This is a genomic window from Paenibacillus apis (genome assembly GCF_018333295.1).
In the GTDB taxonomy this organism is placed as follows: Bacteria; Bacillota; Bacilli; order Paenibacillales; family Paenibacillaceae; genus Fontibacillus; species Fontibacillus antibioticophila.
Genome location: NZ_BORS01000004.1, coordinates 290,267 through 310,953 on the forward strand (window position 1 = coordinate 290,267; position 20,687 = coordinate 310,953).

Below are 20,687 nucleotides of genomic sequence, written 5' to 3' on the forward strand. Positions count from 1 at the left end.
CCCTGTCCGTTTTTTTTCTGCCTCCATAAGCATGGGAACGGGCCGTATTTGAAATCGGGTTGCTTCCTGAAAAGTACATTCCGGCAACCCGAATTCAAGGAACGGCTGAAACCCGATACCTCTTTCCTCTGCTTGCCAACGTTAGGACAACGTGCACGCCCCCGGACCACCAGCTTTTTTCCATTGCGTCCCCTCACCACTTTCTCCTCCATGGCATAAGATGCTCTATACGTATTGCCTGGAAGGAGTGCCGACTTTTGATGTTAACCGGTCTGACCATTGTTTTTTTAGGGGGTGACGCCCGCCAGGTGGAGGTCATCCACAAATGCATCGAGATGGATGCAACAGTGCGCGTTGTCGGATTCGAGAACCTGGCGCCTCCGCTGACTGGTATTTCACATGAATCCTTAAGTCCGGAGTTGCTCAGAGCGGCGGACTGCATCGTGCTCCCTGTAGTCGGGTGTAATGAACAAGGGGAGGTTCCGGCTCCTTTCTCAAGCGCCAGCATCCAGTTGAAAAAGGAGACGTTGGCGGAGATTCGAGAAGGAACACCGGTATTTACAGGGATGGACAAAGGATATTTGAAGCGTATGGCATCCGAATATTCCTTTCGTCTGACCGAGTTATTGGAGCGTGACGAGGTAGCGATTTATAATTCAATTCCTACCGCCGAAGGGGCGGTTATGATGGCGATCCAGAACACGAAGATTACGCTGCATGGATCGAATTGCATTGTGCTGGGAATAGGCCGGACGGGATTCACACTGGCGAAAACACTGCAAGGTTTGGGAGCAAATGTACAGGTGGGACTGCGCAGGGAAGCGGACAGGGCGAGAGCGGTCCAAATGGGCTGGAAGCCTTTTGTGACAACGGATTTGAGCGTTTATCACAGCGGAATTGACTTGATTTTTAACACGATACCGACTATGATAATCACAGCACAAATCATCTCCAGATTGTCTCGTGAGGCGGTCATTATCGACCTTGCCTCCGCTCCCGGAGGAACGGATTTTCGCTTCGCAGAGAAGCGGGGAATCAAGGCGATTCTTGCCCCTGGTCTACCCGGTATTGTAGCTCCCAAAACGGCTGGCATTATTATGGCGAACACGATTATTCAGTCACTTTTGGAAGAGTGTCAACTACGGGGGGATGAATAGTGAACTGGCAGGGGAAAACGGTTGGTTATGCGGTTACGGGATCACATTGTACGCTGGAGGAGATTATGCCGCAGGTGAAGCGGTTTGTTGACGCTGGTGCTAAAGTTGTGCCGATTATTTCCAATACGGTCATGAGTACGGACACCCGGTTCGGAAAATCAGAAGATTGGCAAAAACAGTTGAAAGATATTACGGGGAATGATATTATTTCTTCAATTGTCGACGCTGAACCGCTTGGCCCGTCAAAGCGTCTGGATGTTCTTGCGATTGCCCCCTGCACAGGGACGACGACCAGCAAGCTGGCGAATGCGGTGACCGACAGCCCGGTGCTGATGGCTGCCAAAGCAACGCTGCGCAATGGCCGTCCTGTTGTAATCGCCGTCTCCACGAATGATGGACTGGGCTTTAATATGGCGAATATCGCCAGGCTGATTGTTGCCAAGCATATTTATTTTGTGCCTTTTGGTCAAGACAGCCCGGAGAAGAAGCCGAATTCTTTGGTTGCACGTATGGGACTTATTCCTGAAACCTGTTATGCGGCGCTTGAAGGAAGACAACTGCAGCCTGTCATTATTGAACGTTTTCGCGATGAAGTGTAATTTGAAATGAGTGCAGGACTAAAGCGGCACATTGATTATGCCGCCGGCCTTTCTGCGGCAAACGAAGCAGAGTAATTGTCGTTCTTAGCGCTTGCTCCGCTACTTACATTGGAGGAATACCCATGCGCATTTTAGTGCAAAAATTCGGAGGCACATCGCTCTCGACCAAGGAAGCCAGAGAGAATGTCATCTCACATATTCGCCGGGAACTGGATCATGGTTACCGGCTTGTTGTTGTGGTCTCGGCCATGGGCCGGAAGGGGGATCCGTACGCTACGGATACCTTGCTTGACCTGATTGCTTCAGGAGGAGGCTCGCTGCCATCGCGGGAACAGGATCTGCTCCTTGCTTGCGGAGAAATTATCTCGGCTACAATGCTTTGCAGTCTGCTGCAGGGAGCAGAGATTTCCTCTGTAGTACTGACAGGAGCCCAGGCCGGATTCAGAACGGACAGCCATTACGGCAATGCGAGAATTCTGGATATGGTGCCTAGCCGGGTGGTGGATGAACTGAACAATAATCAGGTGGTTATTGTAACCGGATTTCAAGGACAGAACCAGAGCGGCGATTTCACAACGCTCGGACGCGGCGGCAGCGACACATCGGCTACGGCGCTTGGCGCAGCTTTGCATGCGGAGATGGTAGACATTTATACGGATGTGGACGGCATTCTGACGGCGGATCCGCGAATTGTTGAAGATGCGAAGCCGCTGGATTACGTCAGTTATGCTGAAATTTGCAATATGGCTCATCAGGGAGCCAAGGTGATTCATCCGCGGGCGGTTGAAATCGCTATGCAATCCGGTACACCGGTACGGGTACGCTCCACTTTCTCGCAAAGTGAAGGAACGCTGGTCGCAAATCCGGAAGGCTTCAAGGACGTGCAGTTAGGTATTGTTGACCGCTATGTGACCGGGATTGCCTACGTAGCAAATGTGACTCAGATCCGAGTGGATTCTGTATCTGGTGCTGCTGACAACTTGCAGCTCAAAGTATTTAAAGCCATGGCAGAAAATGATATTAGTGTGGACTTTATTAATGTGACCCCGACCGGGGTTGCTTATACGGTATTTGACAGCAATGCTTCAAGGGCCGAGGCTGTACTTAAATCGCTGGGGTTCGCGCCTTCATTGCTGAATGGCTGTGCCAAGGTGTCGGTCATCGGCGGCGGAATTAACGGAGTGCCCGGTATTATGGCTCGCATCGTAGAGGCGCTTGCAGAGCAGAATATTCAAATTTTGCAATCCGCGGATTCCAATACAACGATCTGGGTGCTCGTCAATAAAGAAGATATGGTACAGGCGTTACGCGCCCTGCATGCTAAGTTCGAGCTTGGCAAGTAACGGGGGGCTTGACGACTGCTCTAATATATATCAAATGGATTCTAAGGAGGAGACGACGTGGATTTCGGAAGATTAATAACAGCGATGGTCACGCCCTTTAATGCCCAGGGGGAGATCGACTGGGAAGAGACAGGGAGACTCATCGATTATTTGATCGAGGAGCAGAAGTCTGACAGCCTGGTCGTATGTGGTACGACAGGAGAGTCTCCAACATTAACCGATGAAGAGAAATGTTCTTTATTCGATTATTCGGTCAAACGCGCTGCTGGCCGGTGCAAGATTATTGCCGGTACAGGCAGTAATGGAACGGCTCATTCGATTCATCTGACCCGGGAGGCGGAGAAGCTGGGAGTAGATGGTGTGCTGTTGGTTGCGCCCTACTACAACAGACCGAATCAGGAAGGGCTTTATCAGCATTTTGCGGCAATTGCTTCTTCAACAACTTTGCCGGTTATGCTGTACAATGTCCCGCTGCGGACAGCGGTGAGCATCAGCAAGGATACGGTTCTTCGTCTGGCGCAGATTTCGAATATTGTTGCGATTAAGGAATGCGCATCGGTGGAGCAAATCGGCTTCATAGCAGCCGGTGCGCCTGAAGGCTTCGTGATTTACACAGGGGATGATGCTTCGGCTCTGCCAGCCATCGCCGTAGGCGCCTACGGCGTGGTCAGTGTTGCCAGCCATCTTGTCGGCGCCGAGATGAAGGAAATGATCTCCTCGCTGCTTGGCGGTGAGGCGGCAAAGGCTGCCAAGCTTCACCATAAGCTGCTTCCTTTATTCAAAGGATTGTTCGAATGTCCTAATCCCGTCGCTGTAAAGTACGCGCTCAATGAGCGAGGTTATTTGGTCGGCAGCGTCCGTCTTCCGCTGGTTCCTCCGACCGAGCAAGAGGCTGCGAAAATTCTAGGTCTGCTCAAGTAACCCAATAATAGGTCGCATTTCCATAAACCGATGCTGCTTTTCAAGCATCGGTTTATTTGTCGTTGCAAAAGGTATGGATACGGGATGAAGAAATCGCTTCACTTGTATTTTAATTATTTAATCATGTATAATGGTTTCAAGTGACTGGGTGCGGTGTATTTTTATTTGAAAAAATTAACTAGCTTTGCACTGAACGGGTGCATTTCCATTTACAATTACTTTCGTCCAACATAATAGGAGGGTTAGATTCACTTGTCCAAAAAAATGAATAATGATAAATTAATGATCTTTGCGCTGGGCGGCGTTGCCGAGATCGGAAAGAACATGTATGTGGTGCAGTACGGCAATGACATCGTAGTCATTGATGCCGGGCTCAAGTTTCCGGAAGAGGACATGCTGGGCATTGACATTGTCATTCCGGATATCACTTACTTGACGGAGAACCGCGACAAGGTAAGAGGTATTTTGCTGACGCATGGTCATGAGGACCACATTGGCGGGTTGCCGTATGTGCTTAAGAACCTGAATGTGCCGGTCTACGGCACCAAGCTGACGTTAGGGCTTGTTGAGAACAAGCTGAAGGAAGCGGGGCTCCTTGGCGAGACGAAGCGTGTTCTGATTCATGCCGACTCCGAGGTTCAACTCGGGACTACGATGAAAGCCACCTTCTTCAAGACAAACCATAGCATTCCGGATTCCGTCGGAGTATGCATTGAGACGCCTGAAGGAAATGTTGTTCATACCGGTGACTTTAAATTTGATCATACACCAGTCAATGATCAATTCGCGGATTTGCACCGTATGGGTGAAATCGGCAAGAAGGGTGTTCTCGCTCTTTTATCGGACAGCACTAATGCCGAGAAGCCAGGCTTTACGCCTTCCGAGAAAAATGTAGGCATCGTGCTGAATGATATTTTCCGTAAAGCGGATCAGCGTGTGGTGGTTGCGACCTTTGCATCGAATGTGCATCGTGTTCAACAAGTCATTGAAGCTGCATATGCGACCGGGCGTAAAGTAACGATTATTGGCCGCAGCATGGTTAATGTTGTTACCATCGCTTCCGAGCTTGGTTATTTGAATGTTCCGGACGGTATCCTGATCGAACCGGAAGAGGTTAATAAAATGGCCGCTGATCGTGTAGTTATTCTGTGCACGGGAAGCCAGGGCGAGCCGATGTCCGCATTGACGCGTATGGCGCGTTCGACTCATCGCAAGGTGGATATTCTGCCTGGCGATACCGTCATTATTGCTGCAACGCCTGTACCGGGCAATGAGAAGTATATCGGTCGCACCATTGACGAATTGTTCCGGCTTGGTGCGGATGTAATCTATAGCGGTTCCAACTCCGGTGTCCATGTGTCCGGACACGGAAGCCAGGAAGAATTGAAGCTGATGCTGAATCTGATGCGGCCGAAATTCTTCATCCCGATTCACGGGGAATACCGGATGCTGCGCAGACATGCTCTGCTTGGCGAATCGGTCGGCGTAGACTCCGACAATATTTTCCTGGTCGATATCGGCGATGTGGTTGAGATTGAAGGCGGGGAAGCCCGCAAGGCCGGTAAAGTTCCGGCGGGTAATGTCCTGATCGACGGACTTGGTGTCGGCGATGTCGGCAATATTGTCCTTCGCGACCGTAAGCTTCTGTCCCAGGATGGAATCCTTGTGGTAGTCGTTACGCTGAGCAAGCAGGACGGGACGATTGTGTCCGGTCCGGATATCATTTCTCGCGGATTTGTCTATGTACGGGAGTCGGAAGGCCTGCTTGATGAGGCGAACCGGATCGTATCCAGCACGCTTGAGAAGCTGATGAACGAAAATGTGAATGAATGGGCTTCGCTCAAGACGAGCGTGAAGGATGCGCTTGGACGCTTCCTGTATGACCAGACACGCCGCAGACCGATGATTCTTCCGATCATCATGGAAGTATAGAACCATTTATATATAAGAGTATAAGAGCTAAGGCACACAGTCGCCTCTTCTCCCAGCCGGTTATTTGGACGGTTTCCTCTGGGAGAGGGGGCTTTTTTGCGTGGTGATTGCCGGACCTTTTGGAATAGAGGCAGGCGGAAGGACGGCATACTAACTCATGTCATTGCTGCTGTTTACATTTTAGCCTTGCAGGCCGGAAGGAAGTGTTCATTCATGGACGAGAAAATTGACTCCTCTCTAACGATGCAGGAGACCGAGGCTCCGGCAGTAAGTCCGGAGCCCGACAAAAAGTCAGGTGTGGTGGAGACAATTCAACAATTGGGACAGACCGCTGTTCCTGTTCCCGGTGAATCCAATGTATATTGCTTGACCATTATCGGGCAAATTGAAGGACATTTGGTGTTGCCCCCGCAGAACAAAACGACCAAGTACGAGCATGTCATTCCCCAGCTTGTCGCGGCCGAACAGAATCCGAGGATCGAGGGTCTGATGATCATTTTGAATACGGTAGGCGGTGATGTGGAGGCCGGGCTGGCTATTGCGGAGATGATCGCTTCGCTATCCAAACCTACGGTTACTGTCGTCATTGGCGGCGGACACAGTATCGGCGTTCCCATTGCTGTTGCCTCGGATTATTCCTTGATTGCGGAAAGCGCAACGATGACAATCCATCCGATCCGGATGACGGGCATGGTGATCGGGGTGCCTCAGACGTTTGAATATATCGAGAAGATGCAGGAACGGGTGGTCCGGTTTGTTACGACACACTCTCATATCTCCGAACAGATGTTCAAGGAGCTGATGTTCAAGACCGGGGAGTTGAATCGGGATATCGGCACAGCCGTCGGGGGAAATGATGCTGTCAAGCATGGGTTGATTGATGCGATCGGGGGAATCGGTGAAGGTCTTAAGAAGCTGAATAGCTTGATTGAGCTTACTCGGCCAGCCAAGCAGGGAATGGAAGGAGCGATTACGCAATGAGCCATTACACTATTTTGCCGGAGGAGGTTTATTGGGAGCAAGCGGAGACAGCCGGATTGTATAATGAAATTGAATTGGGCGGCGTATGGATGCAAGTACGAATGGAGCCCGGAAATCGGGCGACGATCATTCGTCTGCTGCGCTGCAGCCTTGATGATTATCTGAATCCCGCTTATGCGCCCGGCAAGCAAATTGCTTTTATTCCCACACTGCTTGAGTAAATTAGAGGAAGAAGGACGTATGGTACCCTCCGGTGATTATGGTATAATATTCATCTGGGGGGTGTTCCTGTTTGGCACGCAAACGGAAGAAGAAAAAGACAGCTATAGCAAGTATGCTCAAATATGAAATTTATGGGATCATCCTGATCACGCTTTCGATTATTGCCTTGTCGGGAGAAGCAGCGGTCGGCAGAACGTTGTCAAAAATGTCTGCTCTCATGCTCGGCAAGTTTTATTTTGTGATTCCATTGGTAGGCATTTATATAGGGTTAGCCGTGATGATTAGCAGAAAGTGGCCGTCGAAATGGACGGCAAGAAGAAGCGGACTGCTGCTTGCAACCCTTGCCTTTGCTCTGATGAGCACCGTATCGGCGATGGGGCAGAAGCTGGCTCCTGTCGGTTCTTTGAGCTTTTCGAATATTATGGGTCAGATTCATCGGGATTTGCAGGGAGCCTTGTTCTCGCCTGTCTCAAGTGATTCCGGATTTAGTCTGCTTCAATTGAATATCAGCGGCGGATACATAGGCGGATTGGAGTTTGCCTTGCTCTACTCCTTGTTCGGACTGGCGGGAGCCCGGCTGATCATGATTGTCATGCTGGCAATCAGCTTTATGCTTGTTACCGGACTATCTTATGTCGAGCTTGGAAAAATACTGCGCGGCAAGGTGGGAGGTCTGGGACAGCAATTCGGCAAGAAGCTTCGTTTGCTGCGGCCAGTTCCGGTTAAAGGGGGGGACAGGCCGGTACGTAAAGCAGCAGCTAAGAAGCCGGTAATTGAAGAAACTCCCCCTCTGGAGCCTATAGAAGCGGAGGAAGTGGCGCCTTCTGTTCGTCACCCGCGAAACAAGCCGGTATTCTTCCAATTACTCGGCTTTAAGGGAGATCGAGGGAAGGAAGATACAGCGGCTGTGGAGCAACCTGCCAATGAAGCTCCTCCTGAAGAGGAGGCCGCCGCGGTCAGCGGGATTAACTGGAACGAGCTGGATTATCAGGGCGGCAGCACGGTTACGGATCCCGCGACAGCTTCGGATACCGGCCCGATTATTCGGGACTTCTTCGAGCACATTCGTCAGGAAAGCTGGCGGCCTGAAGAGGACCTGGACGAAGAGGACCTCTCTGGCTCGGAGGGAACGGTCGGAACAGAAGGCACTGAAGGCACTGAAGTTGTGCAGGAGCTTCAAGATCGTGAGGGCATTAATAATCATGAGAATGTGGAGCATTTCAGTCCGATGGAAGCTTCCGGAGAGGATGGGGGACTGCAACTGGAGGCGATTGACGGGGATCCGGAGAACGTTGGTGTAGAAGCCCCTCCAGCCCCGCCTAAGCCGGCTCCCAAGCCGTATAAGCTTCCTTCCTTCCGGTTGCTGTCGAGACCTTCCGGGGCGGGCAAATCAGGCGATCAGGCCGATTATATGCAGACGGCTCGAAAGCTGGAAGCGACATTGGAAAGCTTCGGTGTGCGCGCGCGCGTGCTGGAGGTCGTAAGAGGGCCTGCGGTAACGCGTTACGAGATCCAGCCGGACATCGGGGTCAAGGTTAGCCGAATTGTGAATTTGACCGATGATATTGCCCTTGCGCTGGCAGCCAAGGATATCCGCATGGAGGCGCCGATTCCCGGCAAATCGGCGATCGGTATTGAGGTTCCGAACTCTGAAGTATCCGTGGTTACTATGCGGGAAGTGATGGAGACCTCGACCTTTACCGAGGCGGAGTCCAAGCTGTCGATCGCCTTTGGCCGCGATATCTCTGGCCAGACGATTGTCGGCAACCTGGCGAAGATGCCCCATTTGCTCGTGGCAGGAGCCACGGGCTCCGGTAAATCGGTCTGTATCAACGGAATTATCACAAGCATTCTATATAAAGCCAAGCCTGATGAAGTGAAATTCATGATGGTGGACCCGAAAATGGTCGAATTGAACGTCTACAACGGCATTCCGCATTTGCTTACGCCGGTTGTAACCGATCCGCGCAGGGCGTCGCTGGCGCTCAAGAAGATTGTTGTGGAGATGGAGAAGCGCTATGAGCTTTTCTCCAAATCAGGAGCGCGCAACATCGAAGGCTATAACCAGATGATGAAGGAAAATCCTGAGGTGGTGCTTCCTTATATTGTCGTCATTGTAGACGAGCTTGCCGACCTGATGATGGTTGCCGCACATGACGTGGAGGATGCCATTGCCCGCCTCGCACAAATGGCCCGGGCGGCGGGAATCCATCTGATTATCGCGACACAGCGGCCTTCGGTGGACGTGATCACCGGTGTGATCAAGGCGAACATTCCGTCCCGAATTGCGTTCGGCGTATCCTCGCAGGTGGACTCGCGGACGATTCTTGACATGGCCGGGGCCGAGAAGCTGCTCGGACGCGGCGATATGCTCTATATGCCGATGGGCGCTTCGAAGCCGATTCGGGTTCAGGGAGCCTTTATGAGCGATCAGGAGGTCGAGACGATCGTTAACTTTGTAAGGGATCAAGGCCAGGCCGAGTATGACGAGAGTCTGGTTCCAGAGGTCGAAGAGGAAGCAGGCGGTCAGGAGGAGGTGCTGGACGAGCTTTATGATCAGGCTGTCCAGATTGTTCTTGAAGCCAAGCAAGCCTCCGTCTCTCTCCTGCAGCGGAGAATGCGGGTAGGTTACACCCGGGCCGCGCGGCTCATCGACTCGATGGAGGCCAGAGGCGTGGTAGGTCCGTATGAAGGCAGCAAGCCGAGAGAGGTTCTCATGACGATGGACCAGTATCGGACGAATAAAATGACTTCCTGACGGAAGCTCGCTAGCGAGCCGCTTCGAACGCAGAGCAATCTGCGGACGAGGCGGCTTTTTGCGCTCCGCGCATATCAAGTCTCTGTCACGATAGCGATTCTATGTGCATAGGAACGGGCAGGGGTTGTCATAATAAGGTCAATCCATGATGTCAATTCCACAATAGAAGGGTAGAGCGATAGCGAGATGAAAAACATCAAGGTATGGATTACCGCAGGAATAGCGCTGTTGTTGATCGGTATCGTATACGGGAACAGTCAGCTAAGGCATGAAGATAAGGTTTCGGAGCAGCCGAAGCAAGCTGTTGAGGTGTTCAGCAATCAAGTGATTGAATACGGGGCATTTGGAAGCGATGTCTATGAGCTTCAGGGCAGACTGAAGTTTTTGGGCTTTTACTATGGCAAACTGGACAGTTCATTCGGCCCCAAGACAAGAGATTCCTTGAAATGGTTCCAATCCGAATTCGGGCTGAAGGTTGATGGGTACGCAGGACCGAAGACCAAGCTGAAGCTGTATAATGCCACCAAGCAATGGAAGCCGGGGATGGAATACGCTTCGGGCAACCAGAGCGGCAAACAGGGCGGCCAAGGCTCGAATTCGGGCAACCAGAACCAGGGGTCAGGCTCAGAGGCGCTGGCTCCATCGAACAGCTTGGGACTGTCGGAAAATGACTTGAAGATCATGTCCAATGCGGTCTACGGCGAGGCGCGCGGAGAACCATTTGAAGGACAGGTTGCCGTGGCGGCGGTTATTCTCAATCGGGTGAAGTCCCCAAGCTTTCCCAATACGGTATCGGGCGTTATTTTTCAGCCGAGAGCATTCACGGCCGTAGCGGACGGTCAGATATGGCTTGAGCCGAATGAAACGGCGCGCAAAGCAGTGCAGCAGGCGCTCAATGGATGGGATCCTTCCGGGGGCTGTTTGTATTATTTTAATCCCGAGACAGCGACATCAAAGTGGATCTGGTCGCGACCTCAGGTCAAAACGATCGGAAAGCATATTTTCTGCATGTAAAAGTAATCTTTGAACAGAAGCAGCCGTCCGTCTCCAGGTTGCTTCTTTCCTTTGAATTGGTATAGAATGGAACTGAATTTTATGAGAGAAGTGATCTGCACAATCTCTTGAAAAGGGGTTTTGAGCTTTGAACAAAACGTTATTCGAGCGCGGTAGTGTGGGCAATATGAACATTCATGTCCTGCCGACTAACCGGTTCAAGACATTTGCCGTATCTTTGTATGCGGGTATTCCACTTAATAGCAAGACTGTAACCTCTACGGCCCTTACGCCGTTCGTGCTTCGCAGAGGCACTTCCTCCTATCCGGAGACGCTGCAGTTTCGGGAGCAGTTAGAGCATTTGTATGGTGCTGGGTTTGGATTTGATGTGTATAAACGAGGCAATTATCAGATCGTGCAGTTCCGGATGGATACGATTAATGATTCCTTTGTGCAAAGTGAAGCGCCGCTGCTGGCTCAAACCTTCAATTTTCTTGGGGAAGTCGTAACCAAACCGGCTTTGGAGGAAGGCGTCTTCCGCGAGAGCTATGTTGCCGCAGAGCGCGAGAACGTGCGCAAGAAGCTGGAAGCGATTATTAATGACAAGATTCGTTATGCGGCCGAACGCTGTATTGAGGAGATGTTCCAGGGTGATCCCTACCGTCTCCATCCGCTAGGTGAACGCAGCGATCTGGACCGCATTACAGCCAGCTCGCTTCACGAGGCTTATCAAAATTGGCTTCAGGAAGCCAGACTGGATCTGTACGTCGTAGGCGATACCACGCTTGCTGAAGTACAGGAGCTGGTTAGCAGTTCCTTTGCGTTGAATCGGGCTGCTGCTCATAGCTATGCCCATGAACAAGTCGAACCTGTGGTTCAAGAGGTGCGGACCGTTAGCGAGCAACTGGATGTGAATCAGGGCAAGCTGAATCTGGGTCTGCGCACCCCGATTACCTATGGGGATGACCGCTATGCTTCGGCTCTTTTATACAGTGGAATTCTCGGGAGCTACCCGCATTCAAAGCTGTTTATCAATGTGCGCGAGAAGGAGAGCCTTGCGTACTACGCCGCTTCCCGTTATGACGGGCACAAGGGCCTGTTGACGATTCAATCGGGGATTGAAATCGCCAATTATGAGAAGGCATTGCAGATCATTCAGGCTCAATTATCCGATATGCGCTCCGGAGTAATCAGCGAGCTGGAAATGAGTCAGACCAAGGCGATGCTTCGGAATAGTCTGCTCGAAATGAAGGACTCGGCTTTCGAGATGATCGCCTATGATTTTAACCGGGTGCTCTCGGGCAAGGATCGTCCGGTCGATGAGCTGCTCAGTCAGGTTGAGCGTGTTACACCGGAGGACGTGGTACAGGCGGCACAAACCTTTGAATTGGATACGATCTATTTCTTGACGGGAAAGAAGGAGGGGTAGCCTGTGGAAGCCATTCGATATGATTCTTTACAGGAGACACTGTACCGGGAGACGCTGGATAATGGGCTTCAGGTGTATGTATTGCCAAAGCCGGGATTCCAGAAAATATATGCTACGTTCTCAACCAAGTACGGCTCCATTGACAATCATTTCAAAGTAGCCGGGCAAGAGGAAATTGAGGTTCCTGACGGAATTGCGCATTTTCTTGAGCATAAGATGTTTGAGGAGCCGGAGGGAGACATTTTTGCCAAATTTGCTTCCCAAGGCGCTTCAGCCAATGCGTTTACCAGTTTTGATCAGACAGTCTATCTCTTCTCGGCTACCGAAAAGATTAAGGAAAATCTGGAGACACTGATCAACTTTGTGCAGAATCCTTATTTTACGGATCAGAATGTGGATAAGGAGAAGGGGATTATCGGACAGGAAATCGGCATGTACCGCGACAATCCGGATTGGCGGGTTTTTTTCGGACTGATTGAGGCCATGTATGCCGTGCATCCGGTTCGAATCGATATTGCGGGCACGGTGGAGTCTATTTCCACGATTACGAAGGAAACGCTGTATACTTGTTACAATGCTTTTTATCATCCGAGCAATATGCTGCTGTTCATTGTAGGCGGGGTGGATGCTGAACAGGTATTTGCTTGGGTTCGAGAAAATCAGGAGAAGAAGAATTATCAGCCGCAAGGCGACATTGAGCGCATCTTTCAACACGAGCCGAAGGGGGTTCACGAGAAGCGCAGAACGTCGAAGCTCCCGGTGTCGCTCCCTAAATGCCTGTTCGGATTTAAGGAGACGCAGGTCGGCTACGAAGGTGCGGAACGGCTCCGGCGTGATCTGGCCACGAAGCTGGCGCTGGACCTGCTGCTGGGGGCAAGCTCCAAGCTCTACCAGAAGCTGTATGACGAAGAGCTGATCTCGGACAGCTTCTCCCATGAATACAACAGCAATCCCCGGTATGCATTCTCGGCTATTGGCGGAGATACCAAGGATCCGGAGCGGCTATTGGAGGTCATTACAGAGGAGATTAAGGCCGTCGTGCAGAGCGGCTTCCGTGAAGAGGATTTCGAGCGCACGCGGAAGAAGAAAATCGGGGGCTTCCTTCGGATGTTGAATTCTCCTGAGAATATTGCTCACGAGTTCACCCGTTATCGGTTCCGCGGCGGGGATATGTTTGAGGTGCTTCCGATTTATGAATCGCTTACCCTGGAGGAAGTCAACAGCCGTCTGCGCGAGCATATTGATTGGGAGCAGCTGGCGGTCTCCATGGTGGTGAGTCCTTAGATGATCCGAGGCCATGGAGAGGAGAAAAATATCAAGGACATGACCGTGCTGGTGACTGGAGCGAGCAGGGGAATCGGAGCGCAGATTGCGCTTCGATTTGCTTCCGTCGGTATGAACGTGGTCATTCATTACATGAATTCTCATGAAGCGGCTAATGAGATCGCCAGGAGCTGTATCGAGCTAGGGGCGAAGGTGTATACCGTGTCGGCGGATCTCCGTTCCAAAGAACAAATTGACCGGATGAAGGAAAAGCTGGAGGCCCGCGGGCTGAAGCCGGATATACTGGTGAATAATGCGGGAATATCGCATTATGGATTGTTGTCCGATACGGATGAAGAACAGTGGGACAATGTCATGGCCGTCAACCTGAAGGGTGTCTATTTGTGCAGTCAGACCTTCATGCCTTATATGATCGCTCAGCGCTTCGGGCGAATCATTAATGTTTCCTCGGTATGGGGAATCACGGGAGGCTCATGCGAGGTGGTCTACTCCGCCGCGAAAGGCGGCGTTAACGCTTTTACGAAGGCCTTGGCCAAGGAACTGGCCCCATCGGGAGTGACGGTGAACGCTGTGGCGCCCGGCGCGGTCCGAACCGAAATGATGGACCGTTTTGATCCGGAGGAGCTGAGACAACTGGAGGAGGAGATTCCGGCCGGAAGATTGGCTGCGCCCGAGGAAATCTCTTCGCTCGTCTATTTCTTGGCGTTGCCGGAGTCCGGATATATTACGGGTCAAATTATCAGCCCGAACGGGGGCTGGATGACTTAGACTTCCGAAGCTCATGAATGTTCAATTCCTGAATTCACCTTTAGCATCGGACGCATAAGCACCGCTTTAAAATCACATATTACAACTGTTGATCTTCAATGATTTTAAATCGCCAACCCCATAAGGAGGATTTAATCATGTCAACAGTACTCAAAAATTTTGATACCTGGAAGAAATTTCTCGGTGACCGTATCGAGCATGCGGAGAAAATCGGGATGAGCGAAGAGGCGATTGCCAACCTCGCTTACGAGATCGGCGGATTTCTGGATGAGAAGGTGGATCCTCAGAACGAGGCGAACCGGACACTGAAGGCAATATGGGACGTAGGCGATGAAGAGGAACGCAAGACGATCGCTCGTCTCATGGTGAAGCTGTCCAAGCAAAGCAGCTAACCCGGAAAAGCTCCCTTTCAGGGGGCTTTTCGCCCATCTCAGAGAGCGGCTTGCCTTTCAATTCTATTTTATATATCATAAGACACGTATCAAATGTTCCAGATGCATAAGCTTTGTTCAAGATTGGGGCAAGTTATTTTGCAAATATGCAGGAAAACTGATTGGAATTGTCGAATGTTGCGAGATAGGAACAAAAGAAGGTGCTTGTTATGGATATAAAGCAATGGTATCTGGAGTACAGAATACATAAGAATCGTCCCGGACTGCTGGGAGATATCGCTTCAACTCTCGGTATGCTCGAGGTTAATATATTGACCATTAACGGCGTGGAAGGACAGACTCGCGGATTACTGCTGGAAACGGATGACGATGAGAAGATCGGTTTGATTGACAAAATGCTCAGAAATGTTGACAGCATTACGGTTACAGCACTTCGCCCACCGCGCCTTGTCGACCTGCTTGCGGTGCGTCACGGGCGGTATATTGTTCGGGATTCGGATGACAAGAAGACTTTTCGATTCACCAGAGATGAACTGGGATTGCTCGTCGACTTTTTGGGTGAATTAATGAAGAGAGATGGACATCAGGTGATCGGTTTGCGGGGGATGCCCCGGGTTGGAAAGACAGAATCGATCATTGCAGGAAGCGTCTACGCGATGAAACGCTGGACCTTTGTCTCTTCGACGCTGCTCAGACAGACTGTCAGAAGCCAATTGTCTGACGATGAGATGCATCCTCAGAACGTATTTATAATTGATGGAATCGTTAGTACAATTCGTTTGAATGACAAGCACCATCATTTATTGCAGGACATTATGAAGATGCCCTCTACAATTGTCATTGAACATCCGGATGTGTTCGTGAAGGAGACTGAATATTCATATGACGATCTGGATATTATTATTGAGCTTCGTAACAATCCGGATGAGCTAATCGTATATGATACGTTTACGACAATGTACACGGATGATGTATAATGCGAGTTCAAATGTCGCAGCGTGTCAATTAATTAACAGGAGGTGATGGTAGTGTCTGATCTGGGCCAAAAACTTAAAGAAGCCCGCTTAGCCAGAGGTATGACCCTGGAAGATGTTCAAGAATTGACCAAAATACGTACAAGATACCTGGAAGCCATCGAAGCAGGAGACTATAAAGTGTTGCCGGGCAGTTTTTATGTTCGGGCCTTTATTAAAACCTATGCCGAAGCGGTCGGAATCGACCCCGATGAATTGCTGACAGAGCATCGGCAGCATGTTCCGGATCCAGCTCCCGAGCCTACCATGGAGCCGGTGCTGCAGAAGCGCCGGAGCACGCGCGCGGCGGAAAGAAACTCAAAATGGCTGTCAACGACACTCATGTGGTCGTTCGCCGTGCTCATTTTGGTTGTTATATATATGTATTTCACCGTCTGGGGCAAGTCGGACGAGATGGCTAATAATGATCAGCCCGATCCAACCCGGGTTACGAATAACAGCGAGATTGGCAGCGGGAATTCCGGGAACGGGACTAATAACGGCACAAACAGCAATCCAGGCAACAATGATACAGGCAACGATACTTCGGTTGATTCTGGGGAACCAGGCACTAATAACACAGGTTCTGGCAACAATCAGGGAGGAAATAACTCCACCGAGCAGGGAAGCATTATTGTTGCTCAAGATGGGAAAGAAGGCAGCACAACTAAATTTGTCGTGCAGGCGCCTGCGGATGCACAGGTTCCCGTCGTAATTACGGCGAGCGGAAGAAGCTGGGTGGAAGTGCGCAAAGGGGACAAATCAGGGGAAAAGCTGTTCTTCGCCACCATGGAGAGCGGAGACGTCCTTAATTATGATCTTGGTGCCGAGGGCTTGTTCATTAAATCCGGGGCTTCACCGTATACAGTGATTACGGTAGGCGAACAAGTTGTGGAGGATGGCAAGACCACTTCCAGAATCCAGTTGAATCTGGGCGAGGTGCCGGATTCTGCGGGAAATGAAGAGAACGGTGCTAATTCTACTACGAATACTACAGGCGAGTAAGCGCCTGGATTCAATATATGTTATGGAAAGGCGGTTGGACAAATGGCTTCCGAAAGCTCGTTTGATATTGTCTCGAAAATGGATATGCAGGAGCTCACGAATGCGATTGACCAAACAGAACGGGAAATTGCGAGCCGGTTTGATTTCAAAAACAGCAAGAGCGAGCTTAAGGTGGAGAAGGACGTGCTCGTTATCGTCTCGGATGATGAATATAAGCTGAATGCAGTAGTCGATATTTTGCAATCGAAGATGATCAAGCGGGGATTGCCGATCAAAAATCTGGATTATGGCAAGGTAGAGCCGGCTTCCCTGGGAACCGTGCGTCAGCGGATCCAGTTGAAGCAAGGAATTGATCAGGAAAATGCGAAGAAGATCAACATCCTGATTCGGGATTCCAAGCTGAAGGTCAAGAGCCAGATTCAAGGGGATCAGATTCGAGTTACGGGCAAGAGCCGTGATGATCTGCAGCAAATTATCCAGATGCTTCGCAAGGCGGATTTGACGGTCGATTTGCAATTTACCAATTTGAAATAGCAGGATTGATCTGTCTCGTGCAGCACCGAAAGGGATGCGCGGGACTTTTTCATGTTTTTGACACGGTTGCTGCGGAGATATTATACTTAATTAGGTTTTTTAATTTATGGGGGATAATCACTATGTCAGAAAAAGTGAAGATCGTTACACTTGGCTGTGAGAAAAATCTGGTTGACTCCGAAATTATGTCTGGTTTGATTGATGCACGCGGCTATTCGTTGGTTGAACGCGAAGAGGATGCCACCGTTATTATCGTTAACACCTGCGGTTTTATCGATGCTGCGAAGGAAGAATCGGTTAATACGATTCTCGATCTGGCCGAGCTCAAGGAGACCGGCAGATTGAAGGCGCTGATCGTCTCCGGTTGCCTGACTCAGCGGTATAAGCAGGAGTTAATGAAGGAAATGCCGGAGATTGACGGCATTGTAGGGACCGGTGATTTCCATCATATTAATCAAATCGTGGATGAAGCATTAAAGGGGAAGAGACCTGTTTTTGTCGGGAATCCGGTGTTTAATTATGAAGAGAAGCTTCCGCGGAAGCTCACTACGGCCAGCTATACAACCTATATAAAAATAGCTGAGGGCTGTGATAACAACTGCACCTTCTGCAGTATTCCGATTATGCGAGGCAAATTCCGCAGCCGATCTATGGATTCGATTCTGGCGGAAGCAGAGCTTCTTGCTGGACAAGGTGTGAAGGAGATCAGTCTGATCGCTCAGGATTCCACTAATTATGGTACGGATCTGTACGGTGAGTATAAGCTGGCCGAGCTTCTGAACAAGGTCAGCCTGGTGGAGGGGGTTCATTGGGTAAGGCTTCACTATGCATATCCTGGATTTTTCACCGATGAATTAATCGATGAGATCGCCAATAACCCGAAAGTATGCAAATATATCGATATGCCGCTACAGCATAGTGAGGATGCGGTACTGAAGCGGATGCGAAGGCCGGGCAGGAACCGGGATATCCGGGAATTGATCGCCAGAATCCGGGACAGAATACCGGGTGTGTCATTGCGAACCTCGTTGATTGTAGGCTTTCCCGGGGAGACAGAGGAAGAGTTTGCAGCTCTTTGCGACTTTGTCCGGGAGGTTAAGTTTGACCGTTTAGGGGTATTTACATATTCCAAGGAAGAGGATACGCCGGCTTCCCGGCTTCCGAATCAGTTGGATGAGGATGTGAAGGAATGGCGGGCCAATACTCTGATGGAGGTTCAACGTCAGGTAGCAGGCGAGACCAGTAGAAAATATATCGGGCAGGTGCTGGATGTGCTTCTGGAAAAATATGATGGACGCAGCGACGTATATGTCGGTCGCTCTCAATATGATGCTCCTGAGATCGACGGGGAGGTCTATGTGACGCGGCCCGGCTCAGAAATTGGGGACATTGTCAAGGTTCGCATTACTCATGCATATGAATATGATCTTTCCGGGGAGGGAGTCCTTTGAACCTGCCAAATCGGATTACGCTAGCCCGGATTTTTATGATTCCGCTAATGCTGGTCTTTTTATTGGTCGATATTGATGCCGCCTGGTGGTCTTATGCGATTGAAATCGGAGATTACTCGCTTCCGCTGAACCAGTTGATCGCTGCCCTGATCTTCATTATTGCCGCAAGCACCGACGGGATTGACGGGTATATTGCGCGCAAGCATAACCTGGTGACCAATCTTGGCAAGCTGCTTGACCCGCTTGCAGACAAGCTTCTTGTGGCTTCGGTGCTGATTGCACTGGCAGCCATGGGCAAATGCGATGCATGGATCGCTATCGTGATTATAGCGCGGGAGTTTGCAGTAACAGGCTTGCGGGAGGTCGCCCTTCTGGAGGGCTCGGTCATTGCTGCCAGCAATTGGGGGAAGGCCAAGACCATTACTCAGATTGTGGCGATTTCGGCTCTGCTGCTGAACAATTTCCCGTTTGTGTGGCTGAACGTCCCGTTTGATGTGATCCTGATCTGGCTTGCTGCGCTGATTACGATTTACTCCGGGATCGACTATTTCGTGAAGAACAAGTCCGTACTGAACTTTTCGAAGATGTAAGGAGACTTTCATATGAAGGCTGAACTGATTGCCGTAGGCACTGAGCTGTTGCTCGGACAAATTGTAAATAGTAATGCCCAGTACCTATCCCGGGAGCTTGCTTCACTCGGGATTGATGTTTATTTTCAGACCGTGGTGGGTGATAATCTGTCCCGGCTGTCCGAGGCGATTGAGACTGCGGCGAAACGGGCGGATATTCTATTGTTCACAGGCGGTCTTGGACCGACACAGGACGATTTGACGAAAGACGCTGTCGCGGCAGTCCTGGGGCGCGGTTTGCACATTGACCGGGTGGCTATGGATAATGTAGAGAAGTTCTTTCAGGGACGCAAGGTACCCATGACGGAGAATAACCGTCGTCAGGCGCTCGTTATTGACGGCGCTACTCCGCTTACGAACGAGACCGGACTTGCGGTTGGCAACGCGATTGCCCAGGACAGCAAGTTTTATATTTTGCTGCCCGGTCCCCCTTCGGAAATGAAGCCGATGTTCGAGCATCAGGCGAAGCCTTGGATTCTCCAGCATGTGTTAACGGAGGAGCGGGCCCTGTATTCGAAGATGCTAAAGTTTGCGGGAATTGGCGAATCCGGTCTGGAGACAAGATTGCTTGATCTGATCGAGCAGCAAACAGATCCGACCTTGGCCCCTTACGCAAAGGAGAGCGAGGTAACAATCCGCTTATCAACCAAAGCATCCTCGGAGCTGGAAGCGATGGAGCGACTTGAAGGCCTGGAGGCGGAAATTGCCCGGCGGCTGCCGGAGCATTTGTACGCGACTGAGGATGTTCCGATTGAGAAGACAATCGTTGATCTCATGACAGAGCAAGGACTTACGGTCAGTGCGGCAGAGAGCTGCACCGGCGGGCTGCTGATGCAGACGATTACCAGCATTCCCGGCAGCGCCACAGTGTTCCTCGGAGGGATTGTTTGTTATTCCAATGCGATGAAGGAGAAGCTGCTGAATGTCCCTCATGACCTGCTGGAAGGCGAGAATGCTCCGGGAGCCGTCAGTGCGGAGACTGCCAAGGTGCTTGCGGAACAGGTTCGCATGATTGTGGATACGGATTTTGGGCTCTCTGTCACCGGCGTGGCCGGCCCGGGCTATTCGGAGCGCAAGCCTGTCGGACTCGTATATATCGGCATCTCAAGGAGAGACGGGGATACCGAGGTGCTGGAGCTTAATCTGAAGGGGAACAGAGACACGATCCGTCTTCGCTCTGCAAAGACCGTGCTGTACCATCTATGGAGACGGTTGAAATCGGAGCAGCAGAAGCAGTAGCACGGATGCAGAGGAATCCCGCAATAATACCTTATCC

Annotated in this window: 19 protein-coding genes; all 19 read left to right on the forward strand. The window is 50.8% G+C overall.

Features of this window, described 5'->3' with window-relative positions; translation table 11 throughout:
• Window positions 1-260 precede the first annotated feature (260 nt).
• Complete coding sequence (gene dpsA, locus KI362_RS08185; protein ID WP_301626418.1) at window positions 261-1,157, forward strand: dipicolinate synthase subunit DpsA; 897 nt, start codon at window positions 261-263, stop codon at window positions 1,155-1,157.
• Complete coding sequence (locus KI362_RS08190) at window positions 1,157-1,756, forward strand: dipicolinate synthase subunit B (RefSeq protein WP_301626262.1); 600 nt, start codon at window positions 1,157-1,159, stop codon at window positions 1,754-1,756. Before dpsA ends, KI362_RS08190 begins: the two co-directional genes overlap by 1 nt.
• 122 nt (window positions 1,757-1,878) lie before the next feature.
• Complete coding sequence (gene dapG, locus KI362_RS08195; protein ID WP_301626264.1) at window positions 1,879-3,099, forward strand: aspartate kinase; 1,221 nt, start codon at window positions 1,879-1,881, stop codon at window positions 3,097-3,099.
• Window positions 3,100-3,156: 57 nt separating this feature from the next.
• Window positions 3,157-4,020, forward strand: a complete 864-nt coding sequence (gene dapA / locus KI362_RS08200) for a 4-hydroxy-tetrahydrodipicolinate synthase (protein ID WP_301626266.1) — start codon at window positions 3,157-3,159, stop codon at window positions 4,018-4,020.
• A 252-nt stretch (window positions 4,021-4,272) separates the two neighbouring features.
• On the forward strand, window positions 4,273-5,952 hold the full coding sequence (locus tag KI362_RS08205) for a ribonuclease J (RefSeq protein WP_301626268.1): 1,680 nt from the start codon (window positions 4,273-4,275) through the stop codon (window positions 5,950-5,952).
• 213 nt (window positions 5,953-6,165) lie between these two features.
• A complete protein-coding gene (locus tag KI362_RS08210) occupies window positions 6,166-6,933 on the forward strand; it encodes a ClpP family protease (RefSeq protein WP_301626269.1) in 768 nt (255 codons plus the stop codon).
• Window positions 6,930-7,154 (forward strand): YlzJ-like family protein, encoded by a 225-nt coding sequence (locus KI362_RS08215; RefSeq protein ID WP_301626271.1) that lies wholly within the window; start codon window positions 6,930-6,932, stop codon window positions 7,152-7,154. Before KI362_RS08210 ends, KI362_RS08215 begins: the two co-directional genes overlap by 4 nt.
• A gap of 71 nt (window positions 7,155-7,225) precedes the next feature.
• Window positions 7,226-9,913, forward strand: coding sequence for an FtsK/SpoIIIE family DNA translocase (locus tag KI362_RS08220; RefSeq protein WP_301626272.1), 2,688 nt, complete (start codon window positions 7,226-7,228; stop codon window positions 9,911-9,913).
• Between the two features lie 186 nt (window positions 9,914-10,099).
• On the forward strand, window positions 10,100-10,927 hold the full coding sequence (sleB, locus tag KI362_RS08225; RefSeq protein WP_301626274.1) for a spore cortex-lytic enzyme: 828 nt from the start codon (window positions 10,100-10,102) through the stop codon (window positions 10,925-10,927).
• Window positions 10,928-11,054: 127 nt separating this feature from the next.
• The gene (gene yfmF, locus KI362_RS08230) at window positions 11,055-12,335 is read left to right on the forward strand and encodes an EF-P 5-aminopentanol modification-associated protein YfmF (RefSeq protein ID WP_044478417.1); all 1,281 of its coding nucleotides are present in this window, start codon (window positions 11,055-11,057) and stop codon (window positions 12,333-12,335) included.
• A 3-nt stretch (window positions 12,336-12,338) separates the two neighbouring features.
• On the forward strand, window positions 12,339-13,619 hold the full coding sequence (gene yfmH / locus KI362_RS08235) for an EF-P 5-aminopentanol modification-associated protein YfmH (RefSeq protein ID WP_301626277.1): 1,281 nt from the start codon (window positions 12,339-12,341) through the stop codon (window positions 13,617-13,619).
• Window positions 13,620-14,387 (forward strand): elongation factor P 5-aminopentanone reductase, encoded by a 768-nt coding sequence (gene ymfI, locus KI362_RS08240; protein WP_301626279.1) that lies wholly within the window; start codon window positions 13,620-13,622, stop codon window positions 14,385-14,387.
• A 137-nt stretch (window positions 14,388-14,524) separates the two neighbouring features.
• Window positions 14,525-14,779 (forward strand): DUF3243 domain-containing protein, encoded by a 255-nt coding sequence (locus tag KI362_RS08245; protein WP_044478423.1) that lies wholly within the window; start codon window positions 14,525-14,527, stop codon window positions 14,777-14,779.
• A gap of 209 nt (window positions 14,780-14,988) precedes the next feature.
• Window positions 14,989-15,756, forward strand: coding sequence for a DUF3388 domain-containing protein (locus KI362_RS08250; protein WP_301626283.1), 768 nt, complete (start codon window positions 14,989-14,991; stop codon window positions 15,754-15,756).
• Window positions 15,757-15,801: 45 nt separating this feature from the next.
• The gene (locus tag KI362_RS08255; protein ID WP_306432826.1) at window positions 15,802-16,797 is read left to right on the forward strand and encodes a RodZ domain-containing protein; all 996 of its coding nucleotides are present in this window, start codon (window positions 15,802-15,804) and stop codon (window positions 16,795-16,797) included.
• Window positions 16,798-16,839: 42 nt separating this feature from the next.
• Window positions 16,840-17,331, forward strand: coding sequence for a YajQ family cyclic di-GMP-binding protein (locus KI362_RS08260; protein ID WP_044478427.1), 492 nt, complete (start codon window positions 16,840-16,842; stop codon window positions 17,329-17,331).
• A gap of 122 nt (window positions 17,332-17,453) precedes the next feature.
• Window positions 17,454-18,782 carry a 30S ribosomal protein S12 methylthiotransferase RimO gene (gene rimO / locus KI362_RS08265; protein WP_301626287.1) on the forward strand — a complete coding sequence of 443 codons (1,329 nt, stop codon included), beginning with the start codon at window positions 17,454-17,456 and terminating at the stop codon, window positions 18,780-18,782.
• Window positions 18,779-19,372 carry a CDP-diacylglycerol--glycerol-3-phosphate 3-phosphatidyltransferase gene (gene pgsA, locus KI362_RS08270; protein WP_044478429.1) on the forward strand — a complete coding sequence of 198 codons (594 nt, stop codon included), beginning with the start codon at window positions 18,779-18,781 and terminating at the stop codon, window positions 19,370-19,372. Before rimO ends, pgsA begins: the two co-directional genes overlap by 4 nt.
• A gap of 12 nt (window positions 19,373-19,384) precedes the next feature.
• Entirely contained in the window at window positions 19,385-20,650 is a 1,266-nt protein-coding gene (locus tag KI362_RS08275; RefSeq protein ID WP_301626289.1) for a competence/damage-inducible protein A, read from the forward strand.
• Window positions 20,651-20,687 lie beyond the last annotated feature (37 nt).